The organism is Microbulbifer pacificus, assembly GCF_033723955.1.
GTDB lineage: Bacteria > Pseudomonadota > Gammaproteobacteria > Pseudomonadales > Cellvibrionaceae > Microbulbifer > Microbulbifer pacificus.
The window spans coordinates 113,673-132,046 of sequence record NZ_CP137555.1; the positions used below are offsets into that span (position 1 = coordinate 113,673).

The 18,374-nt window shown below is 58.6% G+C and carries 13 protein-coding genes; 4 read left to right on the top strand and 9 right to left on the bottom strand.

What is annotated here, in order from left to right; translation table 11 throughout:
- Position 1 precedes the first annotated feature (1 nt).
- Entirely contained in the window at positions 2-1,390 is a 1,389-nt protein-coding gene (gene egtB / locus R5R33_RS00450; RefSeq protein ID WP_318954118.1) for an ergothioneine biosynthesis protein EgtB, read from the bottom strand.
- 174 nt (positions 1,391-1,564) lie between these two features.
- Complete coding sequence (locus tag R5R33_RS00455; protein ID WP_318954119.1) at positions 1,565-4,132, bottom strand: TonB-dependent receptor; 2,568 nt, start codon at positions 4,130-4,132, stop codon at positions 1,565-1,567.
- A gap of 370 nt (positions 4,133-4,502) precedes the next feature.
- Here R5R33_RS00455 and R5R33_RS00460 point away from each other — a divergent pair, with 370 nt between their 5' ends.
- The gene (locus tag R5R33_RS00460; RefSeq protein ID WP_318954120.1) at positions 4,503-6,860 is read left to right on the top strand and encodes a penicillin acylase family protein; all 2,358 of its coding nucleotides are present in this window, start codon (positions 4,503-4,505) and stop codon (positions 6,858-6,860) included.
- A 71-nt stretch (positions 6,861-6,931) separates the two neighbouring features.
- Here R5R33_RS00460 and R5R33_RS00465 read toward each other — a convergent pair whose 3' ends face one another.
- The 7 genes from R5R33_RS00465 to R5R33_RS00495 all read right to left on the bottom strand — a co-directional run bounded on the left by R5R33_RS00465 (position 6,932) and on the right by R5R33_RS00495 (position 14,817).
- Positions 6,932-7,195, bottom strand: coding sequence for a hypothetical protein (locus R5R33_RS00465; protein ID WP_318954121.1), 264 nt, complete (start codon positions 7,193-7,195; stop codon positions 6,932-6,934).
- A 99-nt stretch (positions 7,196-7,294) separates the two neighbouring features.
- Positions 7,295-8,674 carry a siroheme synthase CysG gene (gene cysG / locus R5R33_RS00470; protein WP_318954122.1) on the bottom strand — a complete coding sequence of 460 codons (1,380 nt, stop codon included), beginning with the start codon at positions 8,672-8,674 and terminating at the stop codon, positions 7,295-7,297.
- An 18-nt stretch (positions 8,675-8,692) separates the two neighbouring features.
- Positions 8,693-9,970 (bottom strand): serine--tRNA ligase, encoded by a 1,278-nt coding sequence (gene serS / locus R5R33_RS00475; protein ID WP_318954123.1) that lies wholly within the window; start codon positions 9,968-9,970, stop codon positions 8,693-8,695.
- Positions 9,971-9,988: 18 nt separating this feature from the next.
- On the bottom strand, positions 9,989-10,363 hold the full coding sequence (gene crcB / locus R5R33_RS00480) for a fluoride efflux transporter CrcB (RefSeq protein ID WP_318954124.1): 375 nt from the start codon (positions 10,361-10,363) through the stop codon (positions 9,989-9,991).
- A 111-nt stretch (positions 10,364-10,474) separates the two neighbouring features.
- The gene (locus tag R5R33_RS00485) at positions 10,475-11,839 is read right to left on the bottom strand and encodes a replication-associated recombination protein A (RefSeq protein WP_318954125.1); all 1,365 of its coding nucleotides are present in this window, start codon (positions 11,837-11,839) and stop codon (positions 10,475-10,477) included.
- On the bottom strand, positions 11,832-12,449 hold the full coding sequence (gene lolA, locus R5R33_RS00490; RefSeq protein WP_318954126.1) for an outer membrane lipoprotein chaperone LolA: 618 nt from the start codon (positions 12,447-12,449) through the stop codon (positions 11,832-11,834). Before lolA ends, R5R33_RS00485 begins: the two co-directional genes overlap by 8 nt.
- A gap of 97 nt (positions 12,450-12,546) precedes the next feature.
- Positions 12,547-14,817, bottom strand: coding sequence for a DNA translocase FtsK (locus tag R5R33_RS00495; protein ID WP_318955758.1), 2,271 nt, complete (start codon positions 14,815-14,817; stop codon positions 12,547-12,549).
- A gap of 716 nt (positions 14,818-15,533) precedes the next feature.
- Between R5R33_RS00495 and trxB the strand changes: the two genes are divergently transcribed.
- The 3 genes from trxB (at position 15,534) to R5R33_RS00510 (ending at position 18,248) form a co-directional block, all read left to right on the top strand.
- Entirely contained in the window at positions 15,534-16,475 is a 942-nt protein-coding gene (gene trxB, locus R5R33_RS00500; RefSeq protein WP_318954127.1) for a thioredoxin-disulfide reductase, read from the top strand.
- Between the two features lie 123 nt (positions 16,476-16,598).
- Positions 16,599-17,333 carry a leucyl/phenylalanyl-tRNA--protein transferase gene (gene aat / locus R5R33_RS00505; RefSeq protein ID WP_318954128.1) on the top strand — a complete coding sequence of 245 codons (735 nt, stop codon included), beginning with the start codon at positions 16,599-16,601 and terminating at the stop codon, positions 17,331-17,333.
- Between the two features lie 183 nt (positions 17,334-17,516).
- Positions 17,517-18,248: an arginyltransferase gene (locus tag R5R33_RS00510; protein ID WP_318954129.1), complete on the top strand. Its 732-nt coding sequence runs from the start codon at positions 17,517-17,519 to the stop codon at positions 18,246-18,248.
- Positions 18,249-18,374: the final 126 nt, after the last annotated feature.

Genomic DNA, 18,374 nt, shown 5'->3' on the forward strand with positions numbered 1-18,374 from the left:
TTCACTGCACGTCTCCTGCCAGGCGGATACCGGTAAACTGCCAGGCCTGGTGCGGATAAAAGAAATTGCGATAGCTGATTCGAATGTGGCTGCGGGGCGTTACACAGGAACCACCGCGAAGCACCATCTGGTTACACATGAATTTGCCGTTGTACTCCCCCACCGCGTCGCTGCTGGCGCGATAGCCTGGATACGGCGAATAGGCACTCGACGTCCACTGCCACAAATTGCCCAGTAACTGCAGGTCGCGCCCGCCGGATTCGTATTCCGCAACGGGTTGGAAGTGCCGGTTTTCCAGCAGGTTGGCGTCGTCTAGCGCGTCACTTTTGCAGTGCAGCCAAGCCGCGATTTCCCATTCAAACTCCGTGGGCAGGCGCTGCCCCGCCCAGCTGGCATATGCATCCGCCTCATAAAAACTGACGTGGCACACGGGAGCATTGAGATCCAGGGGTTGCAGGCCCGCGAGGGTGAATTGAAACCATTCCCCATCGATTTCCCGCCAGTACAAAGGGGCGGACTGGATGCCCTGCTTTCCGCTCTGCTGAATCTGGCTCCAGCCGTCGGACAGCCACAGGCGTGGCTCCCGGTATCCGCCGTCCCGCAGGAACTCAAGAAATTCTCCGTTAGTAATTAACCTTGATGCGATGCGGAATGCGGGCTGGAAGCGCTGGTGTGAGGGCCGCTCATTGTCAAAACTGAAAGATTCGCCGTCACTGCCAAGGGTGTAGTGGTCTTCCGGCACCTGCAGCCACTGCAACGGCGTATCGCCATCTTCGTTTTCACCGGCATCGTCCAGGTCTTCACGGTAGGCGGGCAATGCGGGATTCAGGGAGAACGCATGCTTGATATCCGTCAGCAACAATTCCTGGTGTTGCTGCTCGTGATGGATACCCAGTTCGAGTAATTCTGCCTGCGCCGTGTTTATATCTTCCTCGGTCAGCCACCGCTCAATGTGCCGATCGACATGGGCGCGATAGGAAAATACCTGTTCGATAGTCGGTCGCGACAACAGGCCGCGGTTCGGCCGCGGAAAGGGTTGCCCCAGGGAGTTGTAGTAGGAATTGAAAATAGGGTGAAAGTCGCGATCAAACACCCGATAACCGGAGAGCATGTCCCGCAGGATAAAGGTTTCAAAGAACCAGCTGGTATGAGCGAGATGCCATTTGCTGGGACTCGCGTCCGGCATGGATTGCAGCTGCATATCCTCTGCGGTGAGCGGGTCGGTCAGGCTTTCGGTCTCGCGGCGGACCCGCAGGTATAAATCGATCAGCGCGGCGCGCTCATCCAGGGAGAGATCCCGGTTTGCGTCGTCGAATGTCCGATCGCCGGTGTCATCCCCAGCCCCGGTAACTTTGGATACCACTGAACCTGCGTCAGAAATCAGACTCATCCCCTGGCCCGGTCAACTGCAAAAACTGCCCTTGATCATACAACCATTGTGGCGGATTCCCATCTGCGCGCCGGAATTGACGACGTAATCAGCGCCAGGAATTTGCCACTGAAAACCCGCACATAAAAAAGGGCCGGCATTGCCGACCCTTTTGTTTCTGATCCGAAGCAGGAATCAGAAGCGAACCGCGAAGTCCGCACCATACATACGAGGCATGAAACGCCACGCAGGGCTGGCGCCGATTGCCGCACCAGTGCCGCCGTAGCCACCGGCGATCTCCTCGTCGGTTACGTTCTGCACCCACAGGGCTGCAGAGTAACGGTCGGAGGGGCTGTTCCAGCCAGCGCGCATGTTCATCAGCTGGTAATCCGGAATTACACGGGCCGGATCACTGATGGAGCCCACACGCTCGTCGGTCCAGTTGTAGTCGCCGCGCAGAGACACGTCGCCACCAGCAGCCAGTTCCCAGGTGTACTCGGCCATCAGGTTGAACTTGTTCTCCGGGGTGCCCACGCGGGGCTGACCTACACGGGAATTTTCCTCTTCGGTCTCACCGATCGACTCGATGATCTGGTAGCGGGTGTATTCGGTTTTCAGGTAGGAATAGTTACCGGCAATAAACAGGTTGTCGGTAGCTGCCCACTGCACTTCGAATTCCGCACCGCGACCTTCGGCGTCGGCATTGCGCAGGTAGTAGTTGGGGATCGGTGCGCCCACGAGATCCAGCTGCTGCAGGTTCTTGTAGTCATACGCGAACACGGACGCGTTGAAGCGTACCGCGTTGTCGAACAGGCTGCTCTTCACGCCGATTTCCAGGTTGGTCACGCTCTCCTGGTCAAAGGAAGGATCGATGCCCGGCGCGGCGCTGAAGCTGTTGAAACCGCCAGCCTTGAAGCCATCCGCCAGAGACACAAAGGTCATGACGTCTTCGTTCCAGCGGTAATCCAGCACGAGACGGCCAGACAGGTCGCTCCAGGAATCGCTCAGCTTCTGGTTCAGGTCGGCAACGCCATTGTTGTTGAACGCCATGCCGAACGGAATCGCAGCGATCTGTCCGGAGGGCAGAGTGATCTCGCCGATAACGCTGCCGTCCGGCCCCATCAGCTCTACCGGGCCGCCCACAAACGCGATTGGCAGGGTGTTCTGGTAAGCGCTTTCGATGGTGAAGTCTTTTTCATCCGCGGTGTAACGGGCACCAACAGTCAGATCCAGCTTGTCGGTGAGGCTCCAGGTGGCATCGCCGTAGATCGCCGCAGAACGGTAATCACCGGTGTTGGTGACAGATTCATTCCACGGGGTGTCGGCCATTACCCAGGGAGTGATGCCTGCCATCAGCTGACCAATCATCTGGTCGCGATTCAGCATACTGGCATTGACGAATTCCGGCGCGCCCAGAGCTTGCAGCAGAGCATCGGCCTGGCCGGACTGCACCATCAGATCGTAAATAAAGGTAGAAACTGCTGCGCCCTCGAGGCCTGCGGCAATCATCTGTTTGCGCGCCGCGTAGGCAGCGTCTTCCAGCTGGGTGGTGTTCAGGCCGGCACCGGCGTAAGCCGCCTTGACGCCCTCGTATACCGCGAAGGACTCGAGAGAGCCGGCGGTAAAGTATGCGTCGGTAATGTGCTCCAGCTCTTCGCGGGAATAGGATGCACCCAGGGTCCACTTCAGGGTATCGGTGGCACCGTTCAGGCGGAACTCCTGAGAGAATTGGGTCTGATCGTCGAAGTTGGCAGAACCGAACATGTAGTCCGGGTTCGCGGTGCCGTCTTCGTCCTGTTGCAGATGCGCATCAAAACCGCGGTAAGCGGTAATAGAGGTGAAGGTTACGTTGTCAAAGTCATGGGTAATGGACAGAGACGTACCCCAGGAGTCCCGGTCTTCAATGGTCGGAGTGTCCAGGGCGTAGTCACCAAACACATCGGTGCCACCCGCTTCCGCCTGCAGGGACGGAACAATGGAGGTGCGCAGCGCACTGCCCTGATCCATGATGCCGTAGTCGGCGCGGAACAGCACTTCGGTATCCGGAGTGACTTCCCACAGCAGGGACGCGCGGTAAGTCTGGGTGTCAATATTGCCGGTTTCAAAATCCCCCGCCAGATTGTCGGCGTAGGAATCGCGACGGTTGGTGGACGCAGTGAAACGGGTATAGACGGTATCACTCAGCTGCTGGTTCACCAGCAGGTCGCTGGCCTGACGGCCATAGTTGCCTGCGCTGAGGTTCAGCTCAGTGGTGTCATCTGCCTGCGGCTTCTGGGAAATAATATGGATGGCACCGCCGGTGGCGTTGCGGCCGAACAGGGTGCCCTGCGGGCCTTTCAGTACTTCGACACGCTCGATATCCGCCAGCGGAATCTCGGCGCCGGCGCCGCGGCCGGTGTAGACACCGTCGACGTACACAGCAACCGCCGGGTCGGAGCCCACGGTGAAGTCGCCGGTTTCGATACCGCGCACACTGTACGTTGGCTGCAGCGGGGTGTCGTTGTTCATTTCCACACCCGGGGTGAATTTACCCAGGTCGGTCAGGTTCTGAACACCCATTGCTTTCATGCTGTCGCCAGTGAAAGCGGAAATGGCAATCGGAACGTCCTGCAGGTTTTCCGCGCGCTTCTGCGCGGTTACTACTACTTCTTCAATCTCAGCAGCGGATGCAGCGCCACTCAGTGCTGTACTAACAGCGATGGCGGCCGAGAGAGTGGACAGGGTGAAAAACCGGTTTTTACCGGACTGATCGGCGGTGTACATCATCGCGTCCTCGCGTTCTATTTATATGAAAAGCGTGATGGAAAATGGTCGTTATTGATAGTTATGTTGGGCCATCTTACGGGTAGCAACGGCCCAAGAAAAGCTTGTTGTGACTTTTTTGTTGTGACCGGTCAGTTTTGCGTGAGAAAACAGTTGAACCCTGCGCCAATATGGCGTTAAACGCATTTAAATCTCGTGAATTGTGACCGCAAACAGTCCGCTGGTAACCAGACTGAATCGCGCGACACTGCTAGACTCTGGGGCGTTTCCAGATCCTGCACCAGCGCGCTGGACAGCGGACGACAAAACGGACTTGCGCCCAATAAAGTCCCAAAATAACCATTCCGTATTTTCCCCGAGAGAACATGCGATGTTGAAAAATAACCCTTGGTCGACCCGCTTGATTCGCGGCACCACTGCCCTGCTTGTCCTTTTATTGCTAGCCGTGGCAGCGGCCTGGTTCTGGCTCCGCCTAAGTCTGCCATTACTGCATGGCGAGCTGGACACCGGGCTGCTGGAAAAGCCGGCAACCATCACCCGCGACGAACAGGGCATAGCCTTTATCACCGCAGAGAACCGCACTGACAGTGCGTTTGCCCTCGGCTTCCTGCATGCCCAGGAGCGTTTCTTCCAGATGGATCTATTGCGTCGCAACTCTTCCGGCGAGCTGTCCGAACTGGTGGGTGAAGCGGCACTGGAGCACGACCGGGAAATCCGCATTCACCAGTTCCGCGCTCGCGCCGAGCGCAACATCGCCGCCATGCCAGCGGAACAGCAGGCAGTACTCGAGCACTACGCCGCCGGAGTGAACTACGGTTTGGCTAAGTTGGGCGCGGCGCCCTGGGAATACGCGCTGCTCCGGCAGGAACCGCGCCAGTGGGTGCCAGCCGACAGCCTGCTGACCATCTTCAGTATGTACCTGACCTTGCAGAGCAATACCGGCAGCTTCGAGCTGCGGGATAACGCCTTGGCCGATCTGCTGCCCGGTGACCTGTACGAGTTCTTCGTTCCTAAGGGTGGTATCTGGGACGCACCACTGATCGGTGACGCCCGCGGCCCCCTGCCATTGCCGGAAACCCATATCGCCGCACTGGTTCAGGACGGTGAGCCCATGGCCCGGCAGAAGATGGAAAGCGAAGACATGATCTTCGGCAGTAACAATTGGGTGGTTGGTGGTGCGCTCACGGAACACGGCACGGCCATCGTGGCAGACGATATGCACCTGAGCATTACCGTGCCCAACATCTGGTTTCGCGCGGGCTGGAATGTACCCGGCACTGACTTTGTCATGCGCGGCGCCACCCTGCCCGGCGGTCCAATCATTGTCGCCGGCAGCAATGGCAAAGTGGCCTGGGGCTTTACCAATACCACGGCGGACTGGGGCGACCTAATTCCGCTGGAACTGTCCGCAGACGGTAAACAGTACCGCACCCCCGACGGCTGGCGGGATTTTGAGATCGTCAATGAAGAGATCGCAGTCAAGGGCAAGCAACCGGCCAGTGTGGAAATCCGCAAGACCATCTGGGGTCCAGTGGTGGCCGAAAACCACAAGGGCACTCCCCTCGCCTACCGTTGGGTCGCTCACGACGTCCGCGGTGCCAATATGAACATTCTCAAGCTGGAAACCGTCTCCAGTACCCGCGAGGCCATGAACTTGGCACCGGAGCTGGGTCTTCCACACCAGAATTTCGTACTCGGTGATGCCGACGGCAATATCGGCTGGACCGTGGCCGGACCGATTCCCCGTCGCGTGGGCCTGGATGGCAGCCGCTCGGTTAGCTGGGCAGACGGCACCGCCTACTGGGACGGTTACCTTCCTTTAGAAGAGCACCCACATGTCTACAATCCGCCCTCCCACCGGATCTGGACGGCGAACGCCCGTACCATGGATGGCGAATACCTCAAGGTGATGGGCGACGGCGGCTATGCCCTCGGAGCGCGGCAGCAACAGATCCGCGACGACCTGTTCGCCCGCGACCACTTTAAAGAACAGGACCTGCTGGATATCCAGCTCGACGACCGTGCGGTATTTCTTGAGCGCTGGCAGCAGCAGTTGAGCACGCTGCTCGATTCCGTCGACGGTTACGACGAAGTCAAAGAGCAGGTAAGCAACTGGGGGGCGCGCGCCAGCGCGGATTCCGTCGGCTACCGTATCGTGCGCAACTTCCGCCTGCGCTTTATCGACCTGGCAACTGCACCAGTGCTCACGTTTATGCAACGCCACAATACGGATTTTGCATTCGGGCGCTCGAACCGCCAGGTGGAGTACCCGGCGTGGGAAATGCTGGCCAGCGAGCCCACACACCTGCTAAATCCAGAGTTCGAATCCTGGAGAGCTCTGAAACTGGCGGCACTGGATCAGGTGCTGCAAGACATGGCAAAAGACGGCTTGCCGTTCGCACAGCAGACCTGGGGCGTGGAAAATACGGCGAAAGTCCGGCATCCGCTGGGCCGTGCAGTGGCAGCGGTGAACTGGTTTACTGCCATGCCGGAGGACCACCTTTCCGGCGATTCCCACATGCCGCGCGTCCAGTCCTCAACCAAAGGTGCATCCGAGCGCATGGTTGTGGCACCGGGACATGAAGAGCTGGGAATCTTCCATATGGCCACCGGCCAGAGCGCTCACCCGCTGTCGCCGTTTTTTGGCAATGGTCATCGGGACTGGGTTGAAGGCAACCCTTCTAGCTTTACCGAAAAAACCGAAAAGTATGTCCTGACCCTGCATTAAGAAGGGCTTCGTAGATTGCTCGGTGGCGGTACTGCTGCCGGGCAACTTATGGTCGACCTAATGCGCTCTGTTCAAGCCGTTTCATCAAGAATCGCAAACGATAAAAAGGACGTGAAAAGCCCCAAACCCAGGATAAAAGGCAAGAGCGGAAAGCAGATCATCAGCAGCGAAGAACCTATCCAGAGGTTTTTCACCCAGTTGCGTTTTACCCGGTATTTGCGGGAATAGCGGCGCAGATGGCTGTCGTCTTCTTTGGGCAGCGCAATTTCACTCTCCCGCGGCAGAAAACTGCGCACCAGAAGTGTGCAATAGAAACGAAGCAGCATCCACAACATAGAATCACCACTGGCAAACAACTCCTTCAGTATAGATAGGGGTTTGCCAGTGGTTATGTGTAGAGGGAATTTACGCCCGGCTCGGATGCCGGATAGACATCACTGGTACCAGCCCAGGCTTTCGCGCAATTTCACCACACCACCGATAATGGTCAGTGCCGGCGCTTCGACCTTGTGGGTTTCTGCGAGTTCGGGCAAGGTGCCGATGGTACCTACAATCACCCTCTGATCCCGGGTTGTACCCTTCTCCACCAGCGCCGCCGGGGTATCCGCATCCATACCGTGGGCGATCAGCTTTTCGGAAATCGTGGGCAGGCCAGTGAGCCCCATGTAAAACACCAGCGTCTGGTTTTTGGTGATGAGCTCTTCCCACGGCAGCACCAGATTGCCCTGCTTCAGGTGTCCGGTGATAAAACGCACCGACTGGGCGTGGTCTCGGTGGGTCAACGGAATTCCGGAATAGGCAGAGCAGCCAATGGCGGCGGTAATGCCCGGCACCACCTGGAACGGCACGCCGGCTTCAGCCAGCCTGTCGATTTCCTCGCCGCCACGACCAAATACAAAGGGGTCACCGCCCTTCAGTCGCAGCACTTTCTTGCCCTCTTTGGCGAGATCCACCAGCAACTGGTTGATATCGTCCTGGGGCACGGAGTGGAACTGCTTCATCTTGCCGACATAAATACGCTCGGCATCGCGGCGCACCAGCTCCAGCACTTCGGTGGAAACAAGCCTGTCGTAGAGTACTACGTCCGCCTGTTGCATCAGGCGCAGGGCACGAAAGGTGAGCAGGTCCGGATCGCCCGGGCCGCCGCCGACCAGGTACACCTCACCACTTGCCGCGGGCTTGTCCTGCCAGCGCTGCAACTCTTCCAGCACAGCCTGCTCCGCCTCGGCCTTGTGACCACGCTCGATCTGACCCACCACCGGGCCGTTGAAAACCCAGTGCCAGAAGTCCTTGCGCTGGGCTTCCGGCAATGCGGCTTTTACCTTGCCGCGCAGGCGACCGGCCAGATCAGCGATCAGGCCGAGGCCCGGCGACAACAGGGTTTCAATCTGCGAGCGCAGCATGCGGGTGAGAACCGGTGCGGAACCACCACTGGAAATACCGATGGCCAGCGGGCCGCGTTCGACAATGGAGGGGAAGGTGAAGGTGCAGAGCTCCGGGGAGTCCACCACGTTGACTGGCTGGCGCAGGGCACGCGCGTCGGCGGAAACCTGCGCGTTGACCTCGCTGTCGGCGGTGGCAGCCACCACTATTTCGACATTTTCCAGCAGGTCACTGCGGTAGCGACCAACGATGTATTCACCACCGCTGGCCAGAACCAGCTGGCGCAACTCGTCGGTAATATCCGGAGCCACCACCAGCAGGCGCGCCTCTGCTTTGTTGAGCAATCGCGCTTTGCGCGTGGCTATGGAGCCGCCCCCGACAATCAGGCAGGGGCGATTTTTCAAATCAAACGCGAGAGGCAGGTAACGCAAGTTCTTATTCCATACTGCTTAGCCGATCTTGGTTGCGCCCCCCATGTACGGGCGCAGTACTTCCGGTACTTCGATACTACCATCGGCCTGTTGGTAGTTTTCCAGCACCGCGATCAGCGTACGGCCCACCGCCAGCCCGGATCCATTCAGGGTGTGCAGCAGTTCCGGCTTGCCCGTCTCCGGGTTGCGCCAGCGGGCTTTCATACGCCGGGCCTGGAAGTCGCCCATCAGGGAGCAGGAGGAAATTTCCCGGTACTTGTCCTGGGACGGAATCCACACTTCCAGGTCATAGGTTTTGGTTGCACCGAAACCCATATCGCCGCCACACAGCACCACAGTGCGGTATGGCAGATCCAGTTTCTTCAGAACATTTTCTGCATGGCTGGTGAGCTGTTCGAGCACATCCATGGACTGATCCGGGCGGGCAAAACACACCAGCTCAACTTTTTCGAACTGGTGCTGACGGATCATGCCGCGGGTATCGCGACCGTGTGAGCCGGCTTCAGAGCGAAAACAGTTGGTGTGGCTGACAAACTTGTGCGGCAGCGACGCGGCATCTTCGATGATTTCATCGCGATACAGGTTGGTCAGCGGTACTTCTGCCGTGGGAATGAGGTAGAAACCACGCTCATCCTCCAGCTTGAACAGATCCTCTGCGAACTTGGGCAACTGCGAGGTACCGTACAGGGAATCGCTATTTACAATGACCGGCACATTGGCTTCTTGATAACCGTGCTCTTCTACGTGAAGATCAAGCATGAATTGTGCCAATGCACGATGCAGCTTCGCCACCTGGCCGGTCATCACCGCGAAGCGCGAACCGGTGATTTTGCTCGCCACTTCAAAATCAAGGCCACCCAGGCGCGCGCCCAGGTCCACGTGATCGCGCACTTCGAAATCGAAACTGCGCGGAGTGCCCCACTGGCGCACTTCCACGTTGTCATTCTCGTCCTTGCCTTCCGGCACGGATTCGTGGGGCAGGTTCGGAATAGCCAGCAGCATGTCGTCGAGCTGTTCCTGCAGCTCGGTCAGAGCCTGTTTGGCCTCGGTCAACTGCCCACCCAGGGATTCGACTTCTTTCAGCAGCGGAGCAATATCCTCGCCACTAGCCTTGGCGCGGCCGATGTTCTTGGACTTGCTGTTGCGCTCGTTCTGCAGTGCTTCGGTGCGCACTTGCAGTTCCTTGCGCTGCTCTTCGAGCTGTTCCAGTTTTGCTGTGTCCAGCTGCACGCCGCGCTTGGCCAGCGCCGCTGCAACGTCGTCGAGTTGGGTGCGAATCAGTTTGGGATCGAGCATGGTGATTTGATTACCGCGTTACAGATATTTCATTCCCAGCGAGATGGTGGCCGCGGTGGCCGCCAGACACGCGAGGAGGCTGACCGCAATATAGGTCAGCGCCGTTAAAGGCTGGCCATTGTGCCACAACAGCACGGTTTCCAGCGAGAAGGTAGAAAAGGTGGTGAGCGCGCCGAACAGGCCTGTCATGATCAAGAGGCGCCACTCATGGCCGAACATGCCGCGTTCCACAATGGCCACATAGGCGACGCCGATCAACAGTGAACCCGTCAGGTTCACAATAAATGTCCCGAGGGGCAGCCGGTTTTCAAAAACCGGAAAACTCCAGATCGCGATCAGGTGCCGCAGCACCGCGCCGATCGCGCCCCCCAGCGCTATTGCAATCCACTGCATGGGATACCCTTTTTATTGTTCCCTAACCTTGTTTTTCTGGGCAGCTGCCCGCGAGTACCAGTGTGCGGCGATTCTAACGCCTTTTTATGCGCCTAGCGTCTGCTTGTGCCGCTAACGCTTGTGCGTGTCAGAACCGCGCTCCTCTGTATAGCGTTGCTGCGGGCTGGCCCGGTTCAGCGCGCGCAGGCGCTGCAGCTTTTCCTCGATCTTGAGCTCCAGGCCGCGATTGACCGGGTGGTAGTAGCAGCGCCCGGCGATGGCCTCCGGGAAATAGTTCTCCCCAGCAGCGAATGCATCCGGTTCGTCGTGGGCGTAGCGGTATTCGGCACCGTGAGCCATTTCCTTGGCAAGCTTGGTCGGCGCATTGCGCAGATGGATCGGCACTTCATAACTGGGCTCGCGGCGGATATCCGCCAACACACGCTTATAGGCGCTGTACACCGCGTTACTTTTGGCCGCAATCGCGAGGTACACGACGGCCTGAGCTATGGCCAACTCCCCTTCCGGGCTGCCGAGACGCTCCTGCACATCCCAGGCGCTTAATGCTATCTCAAGTGCTCGCGGGTCCGCATTGCCAATATCTTCGCTGGCCATACGCACCACCCGGCGCGCCACATACAGCGGGTCGCAACCTCCGTCGATCATGCGCGCAAACCAGTAGAGCGCCGCATCCGGATCCGAACCGCGCACAGATTTGTGCAGCGCAGAAATCTGGTCGTAAAAGTATTCGCCGCCCTTGTCGAAACGCCGCACATCCGCGCTCAGCACTTCCGCGAGCACGTCGTCATCAACTACCTGACGCCCACCCTCTTCCCGCGACAAGTCGCAGGCGATCTCCAGCAGATTGAGCGCACTGCGCGCGTCGCCATCTGCGCTGAGGGTGATGCGCTCAAGCACCTCCGGTGTCATCTGAATATTGCGTGCGCGCAGCTCTTCATCTTCGGTCAGCGCGCGCTGCAACAGCCCGAGGAGTTCGGGCTGACTCAGGCTGCGCAGCAAGTAGACCCGACAACGGGACAGCAGTGCATTGTTCAGCTCAAACGACGGGTTTTCCGTGGTGGCGCCGACGAAGGTCACCGTGCCCTCTTCCACGTAGGGCAAAAACGCATCCTGCTGGGCCTTGTTGAACCGGTGCACCTCATCAACAAACAGGATGGTGCCGCGACCAAACTGCGCCGCGTGCTGCTCCGCCTCGGCCACGGCCTGACGGATTTCTTTCACTCCGGCGAGAACGGCCGACAGGGTCGCGAAGCGCACATCGCACTCCTGCGCCAGCAGGCGTGCGAACGTGGTTTTACCGACACCGGGTGGCCCCCACAGCACCATGGAGTGCAGCTGGCCCCGCTCCACCGCTTCGCGCAGTGGTTTACCGGGGCCCAATAAATGCGTCTGGCCCACATAGTGGGCCAGAGAATGGGGTCGCATACGCGCGGCCAGTGGCTGATGCCGGGGCGGCGCCCTGAAAAGATCATTCATCGCGGATGATGTCGGTACCTTTCGGCGGCTTGAAGTTGAACATCGCAGACGACAGTTTCGGGTTTGCCTGCAGGCCATTGAACTGGATGTCAGTGGTCTGGCCCATACCGTCACGTACGGTCATTGCTGCGGGCAGCCCTTTGCTGTCGAAGCGGATCACCATGGATTTGAACGGTGCGGATGCACTCTTAGGAGTGAGGTAATAGGCCCCTTTCTTGCTCTCCACACTGAAGGAACCACGTATGTCTTCCACCTTGCCGCCAAGCAGCAATGCCGGGGTCTCTTTCATGCGGTTGTCTACCGGGCGAATGGTCACCTGCTCCAGATCCGGGTCGTACAGCCACAGCTTCTGGTTGTTGGTCACCAGCAGTTGCGAGAAAGGCTCGCCGGTCTGCCAGCGCAGTTTGCCCGGTCGCTGCACGGAAAAGTTGCCGCTGCTTTTCTGCAGGGTCTTGCCCTTCTGGTCTTTAAGGGTTTGGCGGAATCCACCGGAGATTGAGCCCAGAGGCTGCAGCAGGCGGCTCAGTTCTTCACTGGCGTCGGCGGTCGCGCCAGCAGCGCCAAAGCTCAAGCCCAGTGCGATAAAAAGAATGCCAAGTGTACGTCTCATAAGTGCCTTCCAGATTTGCTGATCCAGTCCTTAAAGCCTAGTCGGCGACAGGTGAACCCGGCCTGAACCGGGTTCCCTGTGTAACCCTGCAAGCTTGTCAGGGCGGAGGAACCAGCACTTCCCGGTTGCCATTTGGCTGCTGGGCGGAGACCACACCGGCCGCCTCCATCGTCTCGATCATACGCGCGGCGCGATTGTAGCCGATGCGCAGCTGACGCTGCACGGATGAAATGGACGCCTTGCGAGATTTGGCCACAAATGCGACCGCCTCGTCGTAGAGCGCGTCTGCCTCCGGGTCGTCCTCACCACCTTCGGTGGCCATACCCGGTACCGGGATACTGTTGTTGGAATCGTCCACAATGCCGTCGATATATTCCGGTTGGCCGCGGCGACACCAGTCCGCCACAACTTGGTGCACTTCATGGTCGTCCACGAATGCACCGTGCACCCTTACAGGGAGCGCTGTACCCGGCGGCAGATAAAGCATGTCGCCGTGGCCAAGCAACTGTTCGGCGCCCCCCTGATCCAAAATGGTGCGGGAATCGATCTTGGAAGAAACCTGAAAAGCCATACGTGTGGGCACGTTCGCCTTGATCAGGCCGGTGATTACATCCACCGACGGACGCTGGGTGGCCAGCAGCAGGTGGATACCGGCGGCGCGCGCCTTCTGGGCAATCCGGGCAATCAGCTGTTCTACTTTTTTGCCGACAATCATCATCATGTCTGCAAATTCGTCGATCACCACCACAATGGCGGGCAGCGGTTTCAGGTGCGGTGCGGTCTGTTCCGCCTCTGGCACACTGGACATGGGGTCCGGCTGCCAGGTCGGGTCGATCAGAGGCTCGCCGGCGGCATTGGCCTCCTTTACCTTGCGATTGAAGCCCGCCAGGTTGCGTACCCCCATGGCCGCCATCAGTTTGTAGCGGCGCTCCATCTCACCCACGCACCAGCGCAAGCCATTGGCCGCGTCGTTCATGTCGGTAATGACCGGGGTGAGCAGGTGCGGAATACCTTCGTAAACCGAGAGTTCGAGCATTTTCGGGTCCACCAGGATCAGGCGGACTTCATCCGGAGTGGATTTGTACAGCAGACTCAACAACATCACGTTGATGCCCACAGACTTACCGGAACCGGTAGTACCGGCCACCAGCAAATGCGGCATCTTGGCCAGGTCCGCCACCACCGGCTGGCCGGCGATATCGTGCCCGAGTGCCAGGGTCAGGGCTGAGCTGGCTTTTTCGTAGAGTTCGGAACCCAGCACTTCCGACAGGCGTACCATCTGGCGGTTCTCGTTGGGAATCTCGATGCCCACCACCGATTTCCCGGGAATCACCTCCACCACCCTCACACTGATCACCGCCAGGGAGCGGGCCAGGTCTTTGGCCAGATTGGTAATACGGCTGACCTTTACCCCCGCCGCGGGCTGGATTTCAAACCGGGTAACCACCGGTCCCGGCAGTACCGAAACGACTTCGGCCACAACACCAAAATCTTTGAGTTTCAGTTCCAACAGGCGCGAAAGCGCCTCCAGTGCCTCGCGGCTGAAGCCGGCCTTTTTGTTGGCTTCCGGGGCATCCAGCAAGGACAGCGGCGGCAAATCGCCGGTCACCGGGCCTTTGAACAACTCACCCTGTTTTTCTTTTACCGCCCGCGGGCTCGGCTTCGGTGGTGGTGCAACCGGCGCAATCTGCGGCGGCTGACGTTTGGCGGTGCGCTGTTTTTCCTCTTCAAAAACTGCTTTACGCACGAGCACGGCTTCGCGGGCCACCCTCTGCTCTTCGCGCTCCTGGCGTGCACGCGCAAGGCGCTGGCCGAGCCAGCCGAAAATAAACAGCACGCTGCGGCCGATATCCTCAAACAGTTTCAGCCACGACATTCCGGTAAACACGGTGACACCGATGGCGAACATAGCCAGCAGCATGATGGTGGCGCCAACATAACCCAATCCGGTTTCCATAAAGTCGGACACAGCGGCCCCCACAATGCCGCCATTGGAAAACCGTGACAGCTCGGAGGACTGGACAAAACAGAGGGTAGCGAGAGCGGCACCGGAAACCAGCAACAGCACGAGACCACCGACCCGCAGCGCAAAGAGCGGGCCGTGGAAACGGGCGTTCTTGTCCCGCAGGATGAGGTAGGCCCGCCAGCCGATCAGCACAGGAAACAGATAGGCCATCCAGCCAAGTAGCGACAGGCAGACATCCGCAAGCCAGGCACCGGTCGGGCCGATGGCGTTATCGATACTTCCGCCACTGCCGGTGTGGGACCAGCCCGGGTCTTGTGGGCTGTAGCTCAGGAGACTGATGCCCGCCAGCAGCGCGCCAGCCAGCAGTGCGATCAACGCCCCTTCGCGCAGGATACGCGCCATCAGGGAATCGGGGATGGCAGGGCCAGATTCAGTTTCGCTTTCCGCCTTCAATGGCTTACCTCAATGTTTATTTTTTGTCCGAGCAACCAGGGCCCGCGGTCATATATTGCAGCGCATCTGGCGCCAGATAACGTGAGTTTACTGCGATCTCGCATTATGCGCGTCGGTGCAGTTTCAACTTTTTACCTGTGGCACTGTTTGCTCACACTTTTATTTGCCGTGAACTCATCCATTCCACGCAGGGGTCTGTGTACTACAGGCTCGCTGGAATATCCACCGCTCACGCCCATCACAAACCACTTTAACTTTACCTTTTTCTATATTTATCAATCCCTTACATCTCATTCCTCATGTACTCCTGACAACATTCTAGATGAATTACGCGTCGTATTTGAGACGTACATCATGTGCCCTTCCGTCAGCGGTCTGCTCATCATTCGATCAGCCTATAAAGGCCCACAATTAGATAAATAAGACCAAACTATTTGGTTCACCGAGCCGCGTCCCCTATCATGGCCAGCAATTTTTGCCAGCGGCAGGCGATATAGCGCCTTGATATTGTCGAGATTGACTCGATATTGGTGACAGAGTTTCTGTAGCCACAGCATGGCTGTGTGACTGTACTGCGGGCACACCAACCAGCGATCTCCGCCGATCCACTGGCCCCTGGTTTTCACGATAAAGTTTTCAACATTAGAAGTATTGAGAGTTCCGTCATGAGCAATCATCACCGACTGATCATCCTGGGCTCCGGCCCTGCCGGCTACACTGCCGCCATCTACGCTGCCCGCGCCAACCTGAACCCGGTGGTAATTACCGGAATGCAGCAGGGTGGCCAGCTCACCACCACCACGGAAGTTGAAAACTGGCCGGGCGGCGTACACGACCTGCAGGGCCCGGACCTGATGGTGCAGATGCAGCAGCACGCAGAGCGCTTCGACACCAATATCATTTTCGATCATATCCACGAAGTAGACCTCAAACAGCGCCCTTTCACGCTTAAGGGCAACGAGACCTACACCTGCGACGCACTGATCATTGCCACCGGCGCCTCCGCCCAGTACCTCGGCCTGCCATCCGAGCAGACATTCCAAGGCCGCGGCGTAAGCGCCTGTGCCACCTGTGATGGTTTCTTCTATCGCGACCAGAAAGTGGTGGTTGTCGGCGGCGGCAACACTGCAGTGGAAGAAGCCCTGTACCTGTCCAACATCGCCAGTGAAGTGACCCTGGTGCATCGTCGTGACGAACTGCGCTCTGAGAAGATCCTGCAGGATCGCCTGATGGAGAAGGCGCAGAACGGCAATATCAAACTGTGCTGGCACCACACCCTGGAGGAAGTTCTGGGTGACGATGCGGGCGTGACCGGCGTGCGCCTGAAAAATGTTCAGGACGGATCTACCAAAGAGCTGGAAGTATCCGGCGTGTTCATCGCTATCGGCCACAAACCAAACACCGACATTTTTGCCGGCCAGCTGGAAATGAACGGCGGCTATCTCATCGTAGAGAGCGGCCTTAACGGCAATGCCACCCAGACGTCCATTCCCGGTGTATTTGCGGCCGGCGATGTGTCCGACCATATCTATCGTCAGGCGGTGACCTCCGCCGGTACCGGTTGTATGGCGGCACTGGATGCGGAGCGGTATCTCGACGCACAATAAGCCTGCACTCAGGCTTCAACGAAAGGCGGCTGCAGGGCCGCCTTTTTCGTTTGCGGCTTGTACGCGCCGGAAATCACGAAATCGCCCCACACAAGCGTATCGACAATGATATAGGGCCGCTAATTGAGCCAAGGCACGAACAACATACTCACCCTGCTGGATCCGGACCTAATCGCATTTCCGGATACCTCCCATGCACTGGGAGATCCCGATGGCCTGCTGGCGGTGGGTGGCGACCTGACGCCCGAGTGGCTGCTCGCGGCCTACCGTAGGGGCATATTTCCCTGGTTCTCCGATGACCAGCCCATCCTCTGGTGGTCCCCATCGGCGCGTTGCGTGGTGCGCCCGCAGACCCTGAACTTCAGTCGCAGCTTGCGCAAGGTAATTCGCCAGGGGTGCTACCAGGTGACCTTCGATCGGGCGTTCGAAGCGGTAATGGAGGCCTGTGCCGCACCCCGCGCTGATCAAGCGGGCACCTGGATCACTGACGAGATGTGCGACGCCTACCAGGCTATGCATCGGCTCGGATACGCACACTCTGTTGAGACATGGATGGACGGGGAGCTGGTTGGCGGCCTGTACGGGCTCGCAATAGGCCGGATGTTCTTTGGCGAATCCATGTTCCACCGAGCGACCGATGCCTCCAAAGTGGCCTTCGCTCACCTTGCACGACAGCTGTCTTCCTGGGGCTGCGAGCTGATTGACTGCCAGGTCAGCAACCCGCACACCCTGAGCCTGGGTGCAGAAGAGTTGCCCAGGGCGGAGTTCGAGTTGATCCTCCGGGCCGAGGTGGAAAACCAGGGATTCCCCACGACCTGGCCCTCGGTGCCGTCACCTGGTTTGTTTGATGCAACTTAGACATATCTGGCGCGTTTGTGTTTTTTGTGACGGCAAATTACCCTCGGGTCTGAAAACGCCGGTATACAAGCGGTGGTCGTTCGGTCACGACTTTCATCCGGCAGTTTAAACGCGTACAAAGATGGAGTGGCCACGGCAGTGAGCTATGTGTAACAACATTCGACAGCGGGAAACCCTTACACCATGAGCCAGTATTCGCAACTGGACTCTGTGCGCCTGCTCGCAACCCTGCCCCATCCCTGCGGCTATCTGGATGGCCGCGAGGCCACTACTGTGTTCGTTGATCCGCAAACTGCGGTAGATCAGCGCCTGTACAGCCGCCTCTCCGAACTGGGCTTCCGCCGCAGTGGCAACTATCTCTATCGCCCCCAGTGTACCCACTGTCAGGCCTGCATTCCGGCGCGAGTGCCGGTAGAGCTGTTTGTGCCCAGTCGCGCCCAGCGCCGCTGCTGGCGACGGAACCGGGATCTGGATGTATTCCACAGCTACGACATCGATACCGATGAACACTACGCCCTGTATGCACGCTACATCGAGGGACGGCACGCGGACGGTGAAATGTACCCCCCGAGTCGCGACCAGTTTCGCAGTTTCCTCAATAACGCCTGGGGCACGACCCGCTATCTGGAATTTCGCGCGCGGGGGAAACTTCTGGCAACGGCAGTTACCGATGTATTGAGCGGCGGCGTCTCGGCCATCTATACCTTCTACGACCCGGATGAAATCAAGCGCGGCCTGGGCAGCTACTCGATTCTTTACCAGATTGAATGGGCGCGACGCCTGGGTCTGGCGAGCCTGTATCTCGGATACTGGATATCCGCTTGCCAGAAGATGGCCTATAAAAGTCAGTTCCAGCCGCTGGAAATTCTCCAGGGCGGGCGCTGGACCCTGAAGTCAGGCAATCCGGACTCATGAGCGCTTATTTCCGCTCTTTTTCGCCATTTCTACCGACCAAATGGTTTCACTTGGCGTAATGCCACTTTTCGTGCAAAATGCACGCCCGTCGTACCGCCGGGCTCCCGCTTTGAGAGCCATAATTAC